We start from the raw sequence: 16,243 nt of genomic DNA, 5'->3' as shown, positions 1-16,243 counted from the left end.
TCACGGTAAAGATGCGAAAGGCGGGCGTCAAAGGCGGCTTGGGTCACCTGTTCCAGCCGCACCGTCGGGCCTGCCAGCCGCCGCACCTCGGCCAGGGCGGCAAGAGGCGCGGCGGGGCGGGCCAGGCAGACCGCACCCTGCGGCCCATGGTCCAGAAGGACGCCGTGCTGGCGGGCGAAGGCATAGGGCAGCCTGTCTTCCCGGGACATGCTCATCGCTCCAGCACAAGGGTGGCGTTGACGATGCCGGGGGCAGGACGGCGGGTCATGTCCAGTTCGCTGGCGCGCAATCCCGAATCCTGCTGCATCGCCTTCAGCCAGAGGATCACGGAAGGGAATGCCGCGTCCTCCAGTGTGACCCGGATGCGGTTGCCTTCGGGTTCAAGGCGGCGGATCGACAGGTCGAACTGCCTGGCGGCATCGGCGACGATGGCGTTCAGCGACCTGGGATCGGAAGGGGCAACGGTCGTCGGGACAGGCGCGGCCTGCAGCGCCGCAATGGCGCGTTCGTAAAAGGCGATCTGGCCGCCAAGGGCTTCGCGACGCGCCTGGATCGGTTGCCAGACAAGGGTGAAGGCGATCCAGAACAGCACTGCCACGCCGCCCAGGACCAGCAGCCATCGTTCCCGCGCCGTGAACTGGTTCAGCCAACGCCCGGCCCCCTTGCGCATCGCCGACATCATGGCGCGGTCCTGCCTACGGTCATGGACACCTCGGCCTTGCCCTCGCCCGTGGTGGCGGCGCCGGTTTGCACCGCAAGGCCCGCCGACAGAAGGGTGTTTTCGATGTCCTGGAGCGCTTCCAGACTGCCGGCCTCGACCGTCATGACCATGCTGTGCTGCGCGGAGGAGTATCGCAACTCGCGAAGCGTAGCGTCACCGGCATGATCCGATATCACGTCGAAGATCTCGCTCGAAAGGTCCAGGAACGTGCCCTGGGCAGGCGGCTCTTGCGCGACAAGGGCGCGCGACACGGCCTCGGCCAGATCGTCACCTGCCGGAATGCCCGAAGCCGCCAGCAACGCGCGCAACTGTTCCGCGCGGTCAGCCTCGATCCGGTTCAAGGCGGCCAGATCGGCCGTGGCGATCACCAGGTGTCCCAGCAGAAAGGCCGCAAGGATCCCGGCTGCCATCGCCCATCCAGGCGACAGGCGAAAGCCCTCGGGCATGCGCATCCCCGCGCGCAGGTCGAACTGCGCCAGCACCCCGTCCTGCGCCTGGGGCAGCGGGGCAGTTTCCGCGACGGTCATGTCCTGGGGCAGTGGCCCGCCATAGGACAGGATCCGCGGCATTCCCGCGACCTGCCAAAGCTGACTGGTCCACACCGGATCGGCGGCAAACCCCGACCCGTCGGGCAGCCGCACCAGAACGCGCCCGTCCTGACCCAGCACCGCCCATCCCGCTTCTGGGGCGGGCACGACAAGGGTGTCCGGCACCAGCCGATGGCCTTGGGGACCGGCGATCCCCGCCAGCAGGTCGCGGCTTGCCACCCCCACCAGCCAGGACCCCGACGCCAGCTGCGGCCCCAGGGCCACATGGACCTCCTCCAGCGGCTGGGCCAGGCTGTCCTCGACGGCAAAGCCTATGGCGGCGCGGCGTTGCGCCGGGGACATGGCGGGCAGGTCGACGGCAAGCAGCAGGACATCCTCGCCCCGGACGAAGGTCACGTCCGAGGCCGTGGTGGTCGGCGCATTGCTTGGCGGATGGGCCGATCGGCTGGCGATCAAGGGCATGCGCATACCGGCCTGGGACGATGGTGCGGCAGTGATGGCGGGCTCGTTCATGTCATGCCAGCAGCCTTGCTAAAACGAGCGGTTTTCTCCATTCTGGAAGTAGAACGGGAAACCCCGTCAGGTTTCAAGGAATATGACCCTTGGCCTGCCAAAACCGGGTGAAAGTCGGGTCCATGGCTTCGATGCAAAGGCTGCGCAAGTCCGTCTTTCCCAAGCGCGCAGCCCTGCCCGACCGCCGGCGCGGCAGCCGGCAATCCGACAGCGGCGTCACCCTGATCGAGATGATGGTGGTGCTGGTCATCATCGGGATCGTGGCGTCCCTGGTCGTGCCGCAGGTGATGGGGCGTCCCGACCAGGCACGGGTCGCCGTCGCGGGCGCGGACATGCGCACGATCGCTTCCAGCCTCGAGATGTATCGCCTGGACAATCGCACCTATCCCACGACGTCGCAGGGACTTTCCGCGCTTGCGGCGCCGCCGACCCAGGCGCCCCTGCCGGTCAACTGGGCGCCCGGCGGGTATCTGCCGCAGGTTCCGGCCGATCCCTGGGGCAATCCTTATGTGTATCAGTCCCCCGGCCAGGACGGCCCCTATGAACTGATGTCGCTTGGCGCGGACAGCGCACCGGGCGGCGAAGGGGTCGATGCCGACATCCGTTATGGCCCCGGCATCGCCTCGGCAGGCGCCAGGGGATGATCCCGCCGCGGCTGCCTGGGCGAAGGGGGCGGCGTGATTCGCAGGCGGGGCTGACGCTGATCGAAGTGCTGATCGTCATCGTGGTGATCGGCGTCGCGACAGGGGCGGCCATGATGGGCCTGAACGGCGCCGACCGCGGTGATCGCGCCCAAACCGAGGCCGTGCGCCTTGCCCGGCATCTGTCGCTTGCCGTGGACGAGGCGCTTGTGTCCGGAATGCCCCTGCAACTGCTTTGGGACGAACGCGGCTATGCCTTCGTGCAATGGCAGGGCGACGGCACGGAATGGCAGTCAGCAGCGGTGCCCCTGCTGGCGGCCCGCCACGACCTTCGCGATCCGCTGCGCATGACGGTTTCGGGGGCCGGGGGCCCGGTGATGATCGCCGCCAGCGGCAGCGGGCCTGCCCGGCAGGTCGATTTCCACGGGATCGGATCGCCCTGGCGTGTCGAATTCGACGGCTTCAGCGCCTTGGCCGTTCCGCGGGGCCCGACATGACGCGGCGCGGCGACGCGGGCTTCACCTTGATCGAGACGCTGGTTGCGCTGGCTGTTCTTGCCATGTCGGCCATGGCGCTTCTTGGCGCCACCGAAGCCCATATCCGCAACATCGCGGGGCTGGAGGCCCGGGCCGCAGCGCAATGGGCCGCTGAAAACCACCTGGCGGAACTGGCCATCGGGGCGGCGCCGCAGCCGGATCCCGTATCCATGATGGGACATTCCGTTCGCGTGACGGAAACCCGCAGCCCGACCAGCGACCCTGCCCTGGATCGGGTGGACCTTGCGGCGACAGACATGGCCGACGGACGGGTTTATGCTCGTCTGACAGGATTCGTTCTGCAGGAGGTCCGGCAATGATCGGTCTGGAGGCGTTCGAGGGCAGGCGCATCCCCCCCGCACTGGGGCGGGCGGGCCTGTGGTGCGGGGCCGCGCTTTGCGCCGTCAGCCTGGGTTGGACGGGGGCCCCGGTGGTCTGGCGCCTGCAGGGCGAAACCGGGCAGATCATTCCCGTCCCTTCTGCGGCCCCCGACGAACCCGCCATGCAGGTCGATCTGGATCCCATCCTGGCCTTCGCGCCCTTCGGCCAGGACGACCTGCCCGCCCCCGAGCCGCAGGCGACGGGAGAGACCGGCCTTGGCCTTGCCCTGCTTGGGGTGACGATGGGCAATCCTGTGTCGGCCTCGCGGGCGATCATCTCGGGCGGGGACACCCCGGTCGCCAGCTATCCCATCGGCGGGCGGATCACGGCCAATGCCGATCTGGTCGAGGTGAACGGGGATCACGTCGTGCTGCGCGTCAACGGCAAGCTTGAAACGCTGTCTTTCACCAGGCGCCCGCAGGCAGAGGCGACAGGTGCCCGCGACGATCGCCGCGACCCCGCCGCCGCCCTATCCCAGGACCCGCCGGTCCCCGACACCGCAACTCCCCTCGACGAGGCGATCACCCGGTACAGGCGGGCCATTGATGCCGACCCCGCAGGATTTCTGGACGGGCTTGGGCTGGCCCCGGTCGAGGGGGGATACCAGATCGGCGACAGTCCCGCCCCCGAACTGACGCGGGCCGGGTTCCTGCCTGGCGACCTCATTGCCTCGGTCAATGGCCGCCGGCTCGGCGACATTGATGCCGACCGGCAACATTTCGATGATGTCGTCAGGTCAGGCCAGCTCCGAGTCGAATTGCAGCGTGACGGGCAGGTGATTGCCATGTCATTTCTTCTGCGATGATCGCCATGCATGTGACAGCCCGGTCCAGCCTGCTTTCCGCCATCTTCCTGATGGCCCTGTTGGCTTCGGGCGTTTCCACGCTGGCGCAAGACGGGGCCGTACCCACCGCCCCGGAAAGCATCCCGCTGGAACCGGCGGAAGCGACCCCGGCACCCGAACCCCAGGCGCCGCCGCTGGAGGAACAGGCCGCCCCCGACGGCTCGATCATCCCGCCGGTCATCGCCGTGCCGCCGGCGGCATCGGTTCCCGCGCCGGCCACGCCCTTGCCCGATGCCGAGGCGACCTTTGTCATCAACCTGCGCGATGCCGATATCCGGTCCCTGTCCGAACAGGTGTCAGAGATCACCGACCGGACGCTGGTTCTGGACCCCAACGTCTCGGGCGTGGTGACCGTCATATCGGCGAATCCGCTGACAGCGTCCGGCGTCTGGGAACTGTTCCAGTCGGTCCTGGCGGTCCAGGGCTATGTCGCGCTGCCCTCGGGCAACCTGTGGCGGATCGTTCCCCAGGACACGATCCGCGAAGGCGGCACGACGCCGCAGGAAACGCCCAATCCCGGCCGCCTGGACGTGATCACCGAACTGATTCCCCTGCGGAACTTCCCGGCGACCACGGCCGTGGCGGCCCTGCGTCCCCTTGTCGCCAGCTATGGCTATATCGAGGCGGTCGTGGATACCAACACGCTGGTCATCACCGACACCGCCGAGAACGTCCGCCGGATCGAGGACATCGTCCGCACCCTTGATGTCGATAACGGGCAGCAGGTCTATTCGGTCCGCCTTCGGAACGCGGACGCCACCCAGGTGGCCGAAGCCCTGAAAGGCGCCTTGGGGACCCCGGTCGAAGGCGCGCCCGGCAATGCCCTGGTCCCCCGGATCACCGTGGATTCGCGATCGAACACGATCCTTGTGAACACCGATCCCCAGACCTTTTCCATCGCCCGCGACATTGCCGCGAACCTGGACGTTCCGGGTCCCCCGGTGCCTTCGAACCTGCCCGTGACGCGGGTCTACAACCTGCGCTTCGCCGATGCCGCCTCAATGGCCGAGGTGCTTCAGGGCCTGGTGGGGTCCGGCGGCATCGCCACGAACCCCGTGACAGAGGCATTGCCCGACCCCGACTTCTTCAGCGGCGAGGTGGTGGATGCCACCCTGGGACAGCTTGAAACGGCGCCGATCCAATCCTTCACCGCCCCCGCCGACGAAATCATCTCGATCCAGGCGGTGGTGGCGTCCAATGCCATCATCGTGCGCGCCAGCGAGGAGGTGCAGGCAGACCTGGCGGCCTTGATCGGTCAACTGGATCAGCGCCGTCCGCAGGTGCTGATCGAGGCCGCCATCGTCGAGGTGTCGGGCGACATCGCGGAAGCACTGGGGGTTCAGTTGGGCTTCGGCTCGGCCGCCCCGCCTGCGGGATTTGCCGCCACGTCGTTCTCGTCCCAGGGGCCCACGCTGCGCAACATCCTGGCCCTGCTGGATTCGCCGGTCGCCCGGGGGATTTCCCCGCAAGGCCTCTCGATCGGACTGTCGCGCGAGGATCAGTTCGGCTTGCTGCTGCAGGCCTTGGGGACCTCCACCAAGGCCAACCTGCTGTCCAATCCCTCGATCACCACGCTGGACAACCAGCCGGCCGAAATCGTCGTCGGCCAGAACGTGCCCTTCCGGACCGGATCCTTCACAAGCGAAGGCAGCACCCAGAGCACCATCGAACGCCGCGACGTCGGCATCACGATGCGCGTCGTCCCGCGCGTCAACCAGGGCGACGTGGTCCAGCTGGACATCACGCAAGAGGTGTCGTCGCTGTCACAGGCCGCCGTGCAGGGCGCCGCCGACATCATCACGAACACCCGTGTCATCAAGACGACCGTTCTGGCGGACAACGGCGGCACCATTGTGCTGGGGGGCTTGATTTCGGACGACCGGCAGACGAACCGCACCGGCGTGCCTGGCCTCAGCCGTCTGCCGGTGGTCGGGGGCCTGTTCAGATCGACCCAGGAATCGGCGCGGCGGCAGACCTTGTTCGTCTTCCTGCGCCCGACGATCCTGCGCACGCGCGGAGACGTTTCGGCCGTGTCGGGCAACCGCTTCCAAAGGCTGCGCGCCATCGAGGCCGACAACACCGATCAACGCAGCCTGCTGACCGAACCCAAGCCCGTGCGCCGTCTTCCCGTCGAGATCGACGGGCTCTACTGACGTTCTCGACCGGGCGTTTTTCCGGCTTGCTGGCACAACGGTGTGCCCTGCCCTGCGGCAATCGTCGCAGGGGCACGACCGATGCATGGCTTTTGCACCATCGGCCGTGGAGGCCCCTAGACCGTTTCCGTCACCTTGCGAAGATGCGGCGGCACATCGGGATCGAAGCCCCGCGCCCGCGCCACGCCCTCGACGCAGGCATAGAAAGACACCGCCAGCACCAAGGGCGCCACGATGGGATGCAGGTCGGGAACCGAAGGCAGCGCCACCGCGCCCTGCGCCTCGGCCCCGGTCAGGAAGACATCGGCTCCCTGTCCGGCCAGGCGTTCGGCGGTGGCGACAAGCTGCGGCAGGGCGGCGTCCGCCACGCCCAGGGCCAGCACCGGAAAGCCGGACTGCACGATGGCCGCGGGCCCATGCAGAACCTCGGCCCCGCTGAAGCTTTCGGCATGAATCCCCGAGGTCTCCTTCAGCTTCAACGCGGCCTCTCCGGCGATGGCCAGGGCGGGGCCGCGCCCCAGGACATAGGCCGAACCGGCCCGCGACAGCCGCGCGGCCAAGGGCGACCAGTCGCAATCCAGCGCCTTGGCGAAAGCTTGGGGCAGATCGGCGACGGCCCGGCAAAGCGCCCCATCCTGACGCCATTCGCCCAACAGCGCCAGACCGGCCAGAACGCTTGTGACAAAGGTCTTGGTGGCAGCCACGCTGTGTTCGACCCCCGCCAGCAGCGGCAGCGAATGACCCGCGCCTTCGGCCAGCGGGCTGCCCGGCGCATTGCTGATGGCGATGGTCAGCGCCCCCCCGGCGCCTGCCGCGCGCAGCATTTCCACAATGTCGGGGCTGCGGCCCGATTGCGAGATGCCGATGCAGGCCGCCTGCCCCAGATGCAGCGGCCGCCCGTAGATCGAGGCGATGGACGGCCCCAGCGAGGCCACGGGGATGCCCTGTTCCAGTTCGATGGCATATTTCAGATAGGTCGCCGCATGATCCGAGGAGCCGCGCGCGACGGTCGTCACCACCACGGGCCGCCTGTCGCGCAGCGCCGCCGCAGCCGCCAGCACGGCATCGCGGCTGCCGTCCAGGAAACGGCGGGCGGCTTCGGGGATTTCGGCGACTTCACGCGCCATGTGGCTTTGGGTCATTCGGGCCTCCTGTCCGTGTCGGGTGCCGATTTCAGTTCCACTGCGAAATCATAGGCATCACCGCGATAAAGCGATCTGGTGAATTCGATCACCTGCCCCGAAGGCAGGTAGGAAATGCGTTCGATCCGCAGCCCCGCCACCCCCGGCGTGACATGCAGGAAGCCCGCATCCCCTTCGCCCAGGTTGGTCGCGGAAATGCGCTGCACGGCCCGGACCGGCCGCAGGCCACGCGCATCCAGCACCTTGTAGAGCGAGCTTTCGACCGACTCGGGCCGGGGCAACGCCTGCTGGGACAGGGACGCCCGTTCGATCGCCAGGGGAACGCCGTCGGACAGGCGCACCCGTTCCAGCCGCGCCACCCGGTCGGCAGAGCCGAGGCCCAGGGCCATCACCTCCTCGGGCGTGGGGGCGAACAGCCCGCGCCGGATCCAGCGGCTTTCGACCGAACGGCCGCGCCGGGCCATGTCCTCGGTGAACGAGGTCAGCAGCGACAGCGCCTGTTCCAGCCGTTCCACCTTGCGCGCGACAAAGGTTCCCGACCCGTGCCGCTGCACCAGTTGCCCCGATGCCACCAGTTCCTGCACGCCCCGGCGCACCGTCACCCGCGACAGCCCGGTCAGGCTGGCCATTTCGCGTTCCGGCGGCAGGCTGTCGCCGGGGGCAAGCCTGCCCGAGGCGATGGCATCCGCGATGCGGCGCTGGAATTGCAGATACAGCGGGCCGCGACCCGGCTCAAACCCCTCGCGGTTGAACGGAGCTTGCGTCATGGCACATGCACAGGGGCAAGGGCGGGGGTCACGGCAAAAGCTGCCCCACCCCGCCTGCCATTCCCACCCGTTGCCCAACCAGACGCCATCAGAATCTCCTTCCCCGGACTGTAATACCAACATAATGCCAATCGGAAGAAGAATTCTCGCGGGGGGAAATTTCTGTCTTTTGTCAAACAAGGCTGCGGATTGGTCTTTACAGGTGGTATTGGTTTGGCATTTCCTAGCGGGCGGAGGAATCACATGGACTCTCGTTCCACCGAACAGCGCCATTCCCAGGCCGAGGGGCTGCACATGCGTCCGGCGGCCGAGATCGGCGCGCTTTTCGTGCAGGCGCAGGCCGACGCGATCGCCAGCCTGTCCCCTGCCGTTCCGGCAATCGCCGCGGCGGCCCAGGCTGCTGCGGGGGCGTTGCGGCGGGGCGGCAGGCTGGGCTATGCCGGTGCGGGCAGCTCGGGCCTGATGGCCCTTGCCGATGCGCTTGAACTGGCCGGCACCTTCGGGATCCCGCCCGACCGGACGCCCATCCTGTTCGCGGGCGGCGCGGCCGCGCTGCTGCACATGCGCGGCGATGTCGAGGATGACGCCGAGGCCGCAGCCGAGGATTTCCGGCGCAGCGGGCTGTCAAGGGGCGACGTGCTGGTGGTCGTGTCAGCCTCAGGCAGCACGCCTTATGCGCTGATGGTGGCGAAGGCCGCACAGGCCGCTGGCGCGACCGTCGTGGGCATTGCCAATGTCGCATCATCACCCCTTCTGGAACAGGCCGATATCGCGGTCCATCTGGCAACGCCACCGGAACTGGTGGCGGGATCGACCCGGCTGGGCGCGGCGACCGCGCAGAAGGCCGCGCTGAACCTGATGTCGGTGCTGCTGGGCATCGAACTGGGCCATGTCCATGACGGCTTCATGGTGAACGTCCAGGCCGACAACGCCAAGCTGGTCGGCCGCGCCGCCCGGATCGTGGCGGATCTGGCCCGCGTGGACGACGCGGCGGCCAAGGACGCCCTGGCGCGGACCGGCGGCGCGGTGAAGCCTGCGATCCTGGTGGCCCGAGGGCGCTCGCCCGGCGATGCGGAACAGGCGCTGCGGCAAAGCGGCGGCCATCTGGCGCCCCTGCTGGCGGCAGAACAATAATCAACGGGCGCGCAACGGCGCCCTTCACAGGGAGACGACGATGAAAAAGACCCTCGGAACGGCCCTTCTGGCGGGCACGATGCTGGGCGGGACCGCCTGGGGCCAGGATGTCACGCTGACCATCGAAAGCTGGCGCAACGACGATATCACCATCTGGCAGGACACCCTGATCCCCGCCTTCGAGGCCGCCAATCCCGGCATCAAGGTGGTCTTCTCGCCCTCGGCCCCGGCCGATTACAACGCCGTGCTGAATTCCAAACTGGACGCGGGATCGGCGGGCGACCTGATCACCTGCCGCCCCTTCGACGCCTCGCTGGAGCTTTACAACAAGGGCCAGCTGGCCGACCTGACCTCGCTTGCGTCGATGGCGAACTTCTCGGACGTGGCGAAATCCGCCTGGCAGACCGATGACGGAGCGGCCACCTTCTGCGTGCCGATGGCCTCGGTGATCCACGGCTTCCTGTACAACGCCGACGCCTTCGAGGAACTGGGCCTGACGCCGCCCGCGACCGAGGAGGAATTCTTCGCCGTCCTGGACAAGATCAAGGAGGACGGCACCTATATCCCCATGGCGATGGGCACCCAGGACCAGTGGGAAGCCGCGACCATGGGTTACCAGAACATCGGCCCGAACTACTGGAAGGGCGAGGAAGGCCGCAAGGCGCTGATCGAGGGCACGCAGAAGCTGACCGACGAACCTTGGGTCGCGCCCTTCGTGCAGCTTGCGAAATGGAAGGACTACCTGGGCGACGGGTTCGAGGCCCAGACCTATCCCGACAGCCAGAACCTGTTCACGCTGGGCCGCGCCGCGATCTATCCGACGGGGTCGTGGGAGATCGGCGTCTTCAACCCGCAGGTCTCCTTCACCATGGGGGCCTTCCCGCCGCCGGTGCCGAACGCGGGGGACACCTGCTATATCTCGGACCATACCGACATCGCGCTTGGCATGAACGCCAAGACCGCCCATCCCGAGGAAACGAAAGCCTTCCTCGAATGGGTCGGGTCGGCGGAATTCGCCACGCTTTACGCGAACGCGCTGCCGGGCTTCTTCTCGCTGAACTCGACCGCGGTCGAGATGGAGGATCCGCTGGCCAAGGAATTCGTGTCCTGGCGGGAGAAATGCGAGCCGACGATCCGGTCCACCTATCAGATCCTGTCGCGCGGCACGCCGAACCTGGAAAACGAGACCTGGAACGCATCCGCCAACGTGATCCGCGGATCCGAAACGCCGGAAGACGCGGCCAAGCGCCTGCAGGAAGGCCTTGCCTCGTGGTATGAACCGCAGCAGGCGCAGTAAGGCGCGGAACAGTTCGGCAAGGCCGGGGCTGACCGTCCCGGCCTTCTGCCGCAGATAACAGGACCAAGGGGACGCGATCATGGCGAAGAGACGGCCGATCCGCTGGCATATCGCGGTGTTTCTGGCGCCGGCGGTGCTGGTCTACAGCGCGATCATGATCCTGCCCCTGTTCAGCACGCTGAACCTGTCGCTGTTCACCCGGACCGAAGGCGGCACCGCCTTCGTGGGCCTGGACAACTTCCGCACGCTGTTCGGCGATCCCCGCTGGTCGGCGGCCTTCTGGAACGCGCTTGGCAACAACCTGTGGTTCTTCAGCGTCCACATGCTGGTGCAGAACCCCATCGGCATCCTGCTGGCCGCGCTGCTGTCATCGCCCCGGCTGCGGTTTTCGGCATTCTACCGCACGGCCATCTTCATCCCGACCATCCTCAGCTTCGTGGTCGTGGGCTTCATCTGGAAGCTGATCCTGTCGCCCTTGTGGGGTATCGCGCCGAACATGCTGGACATGGTGGGCCTGAAAAGCCTGTTCGCCCCTTGGCTGGGGAAAGAGGAATACGCCTTGACGACGCTGGCCTTGATCTCGGTCTGGCAGTTCGTCGGTATTCCGATGATGCTGATCTATGCCGCGCTGCTGTCGATCCCCGACGACATCATCGAGGCGGCCGAGATGGACGGGATCACCGGCTGGTCGCAGTTCTGGCGCATCAAGCTGCCGCTGATCCTGCCTGCGATCGGCATCATCTCGATCCTGACCTTCGTGGGCAATTTCAACGCCTTCGACCTGATCTATGTCAGCCAGGGTGCGCTTGCGGGGCCGAACTTCGCCACCGACATCCTGGGGACCTTCCTCTATCGCACCTTCTTCGGCTTCCAGTTGCAGCTTGGCGACCCGCACATGGGCGCGGCTATTGCCACCGCGATGTTCGGCATCATCCTGGTCGGCGTCTGCATCTATCTGTTCCTGATCCAGACGCGGCTGCGCCGCTATCAGTTCTGAGGCGCGGTCCATGAGCCAGGCCCGCCAGTCCCCCGCCCGCACCCTTGCCGCCCATGCGGTGCTGATCCTGTGGACGCTGATCGCCCTGTTTCCCGTTTTTGTGACGGTCGTGAACAGCTTCAAGTCGAAACGGGCGATCTTCACCCAGCCCCTGGCCCTGCCGGGGCCGGACAGCTTCGATCTTGTCGGCTATCAGACGGTGGCCAACCAGGGCGATTTCGTGGCCTATTTCCAGAACTCGCTGGTCGTGACCTGCCTCAGCCTGTTCTTCGTGCTGCTGTTCGGGGCGATGGCGGCATTCGCGCTGTCGGAATACCGCTTCCGGGGCAACACGCTGATGGGGCTTTACCTGGCCCTTGGCATCATGATCCCGATCCGGCTGGGCACGGTGGCGATCCTGCAGATGATGGTGGCGACGGGGCTGGTGAACACGCTGACCGCATTGGTGCTGGTCTATACCGCGCAGGGCCTGCCACTGGCGGTGTTCATCCTGTCGGAATTCATGCGCAACGTGTCGGACGACCTGAAGAACGCAGGGCGGATCGACGGGCTGTCGGAATATCGCATCTTCTTCCGGCTGGTCCTGCCGCTGGTCCGGCCCGCGATGGCGACGGTCGCGGTCTTCACCATGATCCCGATCTGGAACGACCTGTGGTTCCCGCTGATCCTCGCGCCCTCGGAATCCACCAAGACCATCACCTTGGGCAGCCAGGTCTTCCTGGGGCAGTTCGTGTCGAACTGGAACGCGGTCCTGGCCGCCCTATCGCTGGCGATCCTGCCGGTGCTGGTCCTTTACCTGATCTTTTCCCGGCAACTGATCCGGGGCATCACCGCAGGAGCCGTCAAATGATCCGTGTCCTTGTCGCAGGCCTTGGCAACATGGGCCAAAGCCACGCGCTGTCTTATCACAAGAACCCGGACTATCAGATCGTCGGGCTGGTGAACCGCACCCCGCGCCCGCTGGCCGAGGGGTTGGAGGGCTATCCCTTCTTCGACGACTATGCCCAGGCCCTGGCCGAGACGAAGCCCGACCTGGTCTGCGTCGCCACCTATTCCGACAGCCATGCCGACTATGCCGTGGCGGCGATGGAGGCGGGCGCCCATGTCTTCGTGGAAAAGCCCCTTGCCACCACCGTGGCGGACGCGCAGCGCGTCGTCGATGCCGCCGCTTGCCTGGGCCGCAAGGTGGTGGTGGGCTATATCCTGCGCCACCATCCAAGCTGGCAGCGCCTGATCGCCGAGGCCCGCGCGCTTGGCGGGCCCTACGTCTTCCGCCTGAACCTGAACCAGCAAAGCTCCGGCCCGACATGGGAGGTGCACAAGGCGCTGATGGAAACGACGCCGCCCATCGTGGATTGCGGCGTCCATTACGTCGACGTGATGCTGCAGATCACCGACGCCGATCCGGTCGAGGTGCGCGGGATGGGCCTGCGCCTGGCCGATGACATCGCGCCGGACATGTACAACTATGGCCATTTCCAGGTGCTGTTCAGCGATGGCTCGCTGGGCTGGTACGAGGCGGGATGGGGGCCGATGATCTCGGACACCGCCTTCTTCGTGAAGGATGTGGTCAGCCCGCAAGGGGCGGTCTCGATCAGGATGCCGGAAAGCGCGCGGTCGGACGACATCGACACCCATACCAGGACCTCGACCCTGCGGGTGCATCGCGTAGGCCAGGGACACCAGGACCTGTCGATGACGGACGAGCCGGGGCACCAGGAGTTGTGCGACCGGGAACAGGCCTTCATGGCCCGCGCCATCGCCGAGGATCTGGACCTGAGCCGCCACATGCAGGACGCCGTGCGGTCGCTGGCCATCTGCCTTGCGGCGGATGAAAGCGTTCGGACCGGCCAGATCGTGAAATTGTAAGGGACGGGAATGGGCCAGCTCAGTCTATCCGGCGTGACGAAGAACTTCGGACCCATCGAGGTCATCAAGGGCGTGGACCTTAAGGTCGCGGACGGAGAGTTCTGCGTCTTCGTCGGACCGTCCGGCTGCGGGAAATCCACGCTTTTGCGGATGATCGCGGGGCTGGAGGATGTCAGCGGCGGAACCGTGACGCTGGACGGGCGCGACATCACTGCCCTTCCCCCCGCCCGGCGAGAGATCGCGATGGTGTTCCAGTCCTATGCGCTTTACCCGCATCTGACCGTGCGCGACAACATGGGCCTGGCGCTGAAGCAGGCTGGCCATCCCAAGGGGGATATCCGCGCCGCGACCGACCGCGCCGCCGCCATGCTGTCGCTGGACACGCTGCTGGACCGCCGCCCGGCCGAACTGTCTGGCGGTCAGCGCCAGCGGGTCGCCATCGGCCGGGCCATCGTGCGCCGTCCCAAGCTGTTCCTGTTCGACGAGCCGCTGTCGAACCTGGATGCCGCGCTGCGCGTCCAGACCCGGATCGAGATCGCCAAGCTGCACCGCGACCTGGGCGCGACGATGGTCTATGTCACCCATGACCAAGTCGAGGCCATGACCCTGGCCGACAAGATCGTGGTGCTGCGGGCGGGCAAGGTCGAACAGGTCGGCGCGCCCATGGAATTGTACAACGATCCCGCGAATACCTTCGTGGCAGGCTTCATCGGCTCGCCGCAGATGAATTTCCTGAACTCGGGCGCCTTGGGCCTGTCGTCGCACAGCGCCGGCATCCGGCCCGAGCAGGTGCAACTGACCGACGGGCCCGGCCAGATCAGGGGCACGGTCAGCCATGTCGAACGGTTGGGCGGCGAGACGCTGGTCTATGTCCATACCGAAGGCCACGGCCTTCTGACCGCACGGCTGTTCGGCGAACATGACCGCGCCGTGGGCAGCGACCTGGGCATCGGCTTCGACCCGGCGCGGCTGTTCCACTTCGACAAGGCGGGTCAACGCCTGCGCTGACAGTGCCGCTCACCTCTTGGGTCGTCCCCCTGGCCTCGGGCGGTTTGATCAGCGTTTCGGATGGATAAGGTGCCAATCCGGATCACTGATGGTCTTGATGGGGTCCGCTTCTGCCGGACGCGCTCAGGCGGGGTATCCCAGTCGATGAACCTGAAAGCCGAAGGTGCGCCCCTTTCAGGGCGCACCGGTTCTTCAAGACAGGGAAAGGTCAGAACAGGAAGTCGCCGGCGCTGAGGTCAAACTCGCCTACGATGCGGATGCGAGCCTCTGCGGCGACATCGGTGTCGGTGTCGATGAGCACGAAGGTTTCGCCCCCCTGCTTAATGTAGCGAACCTGGTTCGACGATCCCGACGCGAAGTTATCAGTCCCGATGAAGGTGAAGGGCAAGGCAGCAAGACCCTTGACGTCGATCACGTCGCCTCCGGTTGCACCAGCACCTTCGAAGTCCAGGATGATGTCGCTGGCGGCCACGGTACTTGCGGTCGCGGTGGCGAAGACGAAGATGTCGTCGCCGCCATTCCCGGTGAGTTGGTCAACACCCAGCCCCCCGATCAGGAGGTCATCCCCGGCACCGCCGAACAGAGCGTCGTTGCCGCCGTTGCCGCTGATCGTATCGCTGCCGTCACCGCCGGAAAGACTGTTGACGGCATTGCTGCCATAGAAGGTGTCGTTGCCCGCACCCCCGATGATGTTCTCGACCCCCTGAACCGTGTCCGACGTCAGGGCTGCCGGACCGCTGCCGGTCACGACCGCGGTTGCCACGGCAAGGTCGATGGTCAGGCCCGAACCATAGGCGCTGTAGTCGATCGTATCGATCCCGGCCCCGCCATTGAAGACGTCGCGGACGTCATCGACCGTCGCGATCAGCATGTCCGCGCCCGCGCCGCCCAGGATCGTGTTGGCCCCGCTGTTGCCGGTCAGGTTGTCGGCACCAGTGCCGCCGGTGGCGTTATCGACACCCAGGACCGAGGTAAAGCCCGATGCGAAACCGGTGGTCAGGTTCACCACCACATTCCCCGCACTGGTGCCATAGCTGAGCGTGTCGGTACCGTCCCCCAGATCCAGCAGGATGCTTTCGACACCCAGGATGCCGGCAAGCCCCGTCATCGACACGACCGAACTTCCGTTCCAGATGGCGGTGACCGCGTTGGCTGCCGCGTTTCCGTCATAGCGGATGACGTCGGCGCCGGCCCCGGCATCCACCGTGTCGGTGCCGTCGCCCCAGGCAAATCGGATCAGGTCGGCGCCGTCCCCGCCCTGGATGTTGTCGTTGCCGGCACCGCCTACCAGAAGATCGTTGCCCGCCCCGCCGATCAGCGTGTCAACGCCGGCCTGTCCATACAGCACGTCGTCGCCGTCGCCGCCGGTCACGCTGTCGTTGCCGGCAAGTGCATAGACGATGTCGTCCAGGTTTCCGCCAAGGATAGTGTTGGACCCGGTGGTGCCGGAGCGAAGCGTCATGGATTCATTCTGGAAGGCACCACCCAGCGCGGTGAAGCGCAGGTTGATCGTGTGGGTCTGGTTCTGGCCCAGGGCGCCGGTCAGCGTCATCAGCCCATCTGCGTTGACGGCGACCAGAGGGCTGCTGCCCGCCTGAAGCGCGAACGTGCCGGTGCCGGTGTCGCTTAGCAGCTCACCGATGGTCGCGCCGTTGCCGGGCAGGGCTGTGGCGCCGGGCAAGTTCGTTACCC

The 16,243-nt window shown here is 66.7% G+C and carries 16 protein-coding genes and 1 pseudogene; 11 read left to right on the top strand and 6 right to left on the bottom strand.

The features are described 5' to 3' along the window. The 3 genes and pseudogenes from CK944_RS19900 to gspL form a co-directional block, all read right to left on the bottom strand. Positions 1-209, bottom strand: a pseudogene (locus CK944_RS19900) (hypothetical protein); the annotation flags it as partial. Between the two features lie 2 nt (positions 210-211). Next, positions 212-682, bottom strand: a complete 471-nt coding sequence (gene gspM, locus CK944_RS19895; RefSeq protein WP_103174805.1) for a type II secretion system protein GspM — start codon at positions 680-682, stop codon at positions 212-214. Continuing rightward, positions 679-1,782: a type II secretion system protein GspL gene (gspL, locus tag CK944_RS19890; RefSeq protein ID WP_103174804.1), complete on the bottom strand. Its 1,104-nt coding sequence runs from the start codon at positions 1,780-1,782 to the stop codon at positions 679-681. The genes gspM and gspL overlap by 4 nt, the downstream gene beginning before the upstream one ends. A 122-nt stretch (positions 1,783-1,904) precedes the next feature. Here gspL and gspG point away from each other — a divergent pair, with 122 nt between their 5' ends. Genes gspG through gspD form a run of 5 tightly spaced genes read left to right on the top strand, consistent with a single transcriptional unit; the run spans position 1,905 to position 6,337 of the window. Next, positions 1,905-2,426, top strand: coding sequence for a type II secretion system major pseudopilin GspG (gene gspG / locus CK944_RS19885; protein ID WP_305790802.1), 522 nt, complete (start codon positions 1,905-1,907; stop codon positions 2,424-2,426). Continuing rightward, positions 2,423-2,920: a prepilin-type N-terminal cleavage/methylation domain-containing protein gene (locus CK944_RS19880; protein WP_103174803.1), complete on the top strand. Its 498-nt coding sequence runs from the start codon at positions 2,423-2,425 to the stop codon at positions 2,918-2,920. The genes gspG and CK944_RS19880 overlap by 4 nt, the downstream gene beginning before the upstream one ends. After that, the gene (gspI, locus tag CK944_RS19875; RefSeq protein WP_103174802.1) at positions 2,917-3,279 is read left to right on the top strand and encodes a type II secretion system minor pseudopilin GspI; all 363 of its coding nucleotides are present in this window, start codon (positions 2,917-2,919) and stop codon (positions 3,277-3,279) included. The genes CK944_RS19880 and gspI overlap by 4 nt, the downstream gene beginning before the upstream one ends. Beyond that, positions 3,276-4,145 carry a type II secretion system protein N gene (locus tag CK944_RS19870; RefSeq protein WP_103174801.1) on the top strand — a complete coding sequence of 290 codons (870 nt, stop codon included), beginning with the start codon at positions 3,276-3,278 and terminating at the stop codon, positions 4,143-4,145. Before gspI ends, CK944_RS19870 begins: the two co-directional genes overlap by 4 nt. Beyond that, positions 4,142-6,337: a type II secretion system secretin GspD gene (gene gspD / locus CK944_RS19865; RefSeq protein WP_239986176.1), complete on the top strand. Its 2,196-nt coding sequence runs from the start codon at positions 4,142-4,144 to the stop codon at positions 6,335-6,337. Before CK944_RS19870 ends, gspD begins: the two co-directional genes overlap by 4 nt. A gap of 116 nt (positions 6,338-6,453) precedes the next feature. On the opposite strand, the gene CK944_RS19860 is transcribed toward gspD, so the two are convergent. Further along, entirely contained in the window at positions 6,454-7,479 is a 1,026-nt protein-coding gene (locus CK944_RS19860) for an SIS domain-containing protein (protein WP_103174800.1), read from the bottom strand. Then, a complete protein-coding gene (locus tag CK944_RS19855; RefSeq protein WP_103174799.1) occupies positions 7,476-8,246 on the bottom strand; it encodes a GntR family transcriptional regulator in 771 nt (256 codons plus the stop codon). The genes CK944_RS19860 and CK944_RS19855 overlap by 4 nt, the downstream gene beginning before the upstream one ends. A 243-nt stretch (positions 8,247-8,489) precedes the next feature. On the opposite strand from CK944_RS19855, the gene CK944_RS19850 reads away from it, so the two are divergent. The 6 genes from CK944_RS19850 (at position 8,490) to CK944_RS19825 (ending at position 14,551) form a co-directional block, all read left to right on the top strand. Continuing rightward, positions 8,490-9,380: an N-acetylmuramic acid 6-phosphate etherase gene (locus CK944_RS19850; RefSeq protein WP_103174798.1), complete on the top strand. Its 891-nt coding sequence runs from the start codon at positions 8,490-8,492 to the stop codon at positions 9,378-9,380. A gap of 40 nt (positions 9,381-9,420) precedes the next feature. Then, positions 9,421-10,677, top strand: coding sequence for an ABC transporter substrate-binding protein (locus CK944_RS19845; protein WP_103174797.1), 1,257 nt, complete (start codon positions 9,421-9,423; stop codon positions 10,675-10,677). A gap of 79 nt (positions 10,678-10,756) precedes the next feature. Next, positions 10,757-11,674 carry a carbohydrate ABC transporter permease gene (locus tag CK944_RS19840; RefSeq protein WP_103174796.1) on the top strand — a complete coding sequence of 306 codons (918 nt, stop codon included), beginning with the start codon at positions 10,757-10,759 and terminating at the stop codon, positions 11,672-11,674. A gap of 10 nt (positions 11,675-11,684) precedes the next feature. Next, positions 11,685-12,524 (top strand): carbohydrate ABC transporter permease, encoded by an 840-nt coding sequence (locus CK944_RS19835; RefSeq protein WP_103174795.1) that lies wholly within the window; start codon positions 11,685-11,687, stop codon positions 12,522-12,524. Further along, complete coding sequence (locus CK944_RS19830) at positions 12,521-13,543, top strand: Gfo/Idh/MocA family protein (protein ID WP_192877789.1); 1,023 nt, start codon at positions 12,521-12,523, stop codon at positions 13,541-13,543. The genes CK944_RS19835 and CK944_RS19830 overlap by 4 nt, the downstream gene beginning before the upstream one ends. Before the next feature lie 9 nt (positions 13,544-13,552). Next, positions 13,553-14,551: an ABC transporter ATP-binding protein gene (locus tag CK944_RS19825; RefSeq protein WP_103174794.1), complete on the top strand. Its 999-nt coding sequence runs from the start codon at positions 13,553-13,555 to the stop codon at positions 14,549-14,551. 208 nt (positions 14,552-14,759) lie between these two features. Here the strand turns inward: CK944_RS19825 and CK944_RS19820 are convergent. Then, positions 14,760-16,243 (bottom strand): calcium-binding protein (locus CK944_RS19820; protein WP_146038722.1); only part of this gene is annotated, 1,484 nt, incomplete at its 5' end.

Source organism: Paracoccus sp. SY (assembly GCF_002901215.1).
Classification (GTDB): Bacteria; Pseudomonadota; Alphaproteobacteria; order Rhodobacterales; family Rhodobacteraceae; genus Paracoccus; species Paracoccus acridae.
Note: the sequence above shows the minus strand (reverse complement) of the source record. Positions and strands in the feature narration are given on the sequence as shown.

Excerpts from the sequence above, each read along its gene's own strand:
- gspG (WP_305790802.1), top strand. The coding sequence starts at position 1,905 with ATGGCTTCGATGCAAAGGCTGCGCAAGTCCGTCTTTCCCAAGCGCGCA.
- CK944_RS19830 (WP_192877789.1), top strand. The coding sequence starts at position 12,521 with ATGATCCGTGTCCTTGTCGCAGGCCTTGGCAACATGGGCCAAAGCCAC.
- CK944_RS19855 (WP_103174799.1), bottom strand. The coding sequence starts at position 8,246 with ATGACGCAAGCTCCGTTCAACCGCGAGGGGTTTGAGCCGGGTCGCGGC.
- CK944_RS19860 (WP_103174800.1), bottom strand. The coding sequence starts at position 7,479 with ATGACCCAAAGCCACATGGCGCGTGAAGTCGCCGAAATCCCCGAAGCC.
- gspL (WP_103174804.1), bottom strand. The coding sequence starts at position 1,782 with ATGAACGAGCCCGCCATCACTGCCGCACCATCGTCCCAGGCCGGTATG.
- CK944_RS19850 (WP_103174798.1), top strand. The coding sequence starts at position 8,490 with ATGGACTCTCGTTCCACCGAACAGCGCCATTCCCAGGCCGAGGGGCTG.
- CK944_RS19835 (WP_103174795.1), top strand. The coding sequence starts at position 11,685 with ATGAGCCAGGCCCGCCAGTCCCCCGCCCGCACCCTTGCCGCCCATGCG.
- gspI (WP_103174802.1), top strand. The coding sequence starts at position 2,917 with ATGACGCGGCGCGGCGACGCGGGCTTCACCTTGATCGAGACGCTGGTT.
- CK944_RS19870 (WP_103174801.1), top strand. The coding sequence starts at position 3,276 with ATGATCGGTCTGGAGGCGTTCGAGGGCAGGCGCATCCCCCCCGCACTG.
- CK944_RS19845 (WP_103174797.1), top strand. The coding sequence starts at position 9,421 with ATGAAAAAGACCCTCGGAACGGCCCTTCTGGCGGGCACGATGCTGGGC.
- gspM (WP_103174805.1), bottom strand. The coding sequence starts at position 682 with ATGATGTCGGCGATGCGCAAGGGGGCCGGGCGTTGGCTGAACCAGTTC.
- gspD (WP_239986176.1), top strand. The coding sequence starts at position 4,142 with ATGATCGCCATGCATGTGACAGCCCGGTCCAGCCTGCTTTCCGCCATC.
- CK944_RS19840 (WP_103174796.1), top strand. The coding sequence starts at position 10,757 with ATGGCGAAGAGACGGCCGATCCGCTGGCATATCGCGGTGTTTCTGGCG.
- CK944_RS19825 (WP_103174794.1), top strand. The coding sequence starts at position 13,553 with ATGGGCCAGCTCAGTCTATCCGGCGTGACGAAGAACTTCGGACCCATC.
- CK944_RS19880 (WP_103174803.1), top strand. The coding sequence starts at position 2,423 with ATGATCCCGCCGCGGCTGCCTGGGCGAAGGGGGCGGCGTGATTCGCAG.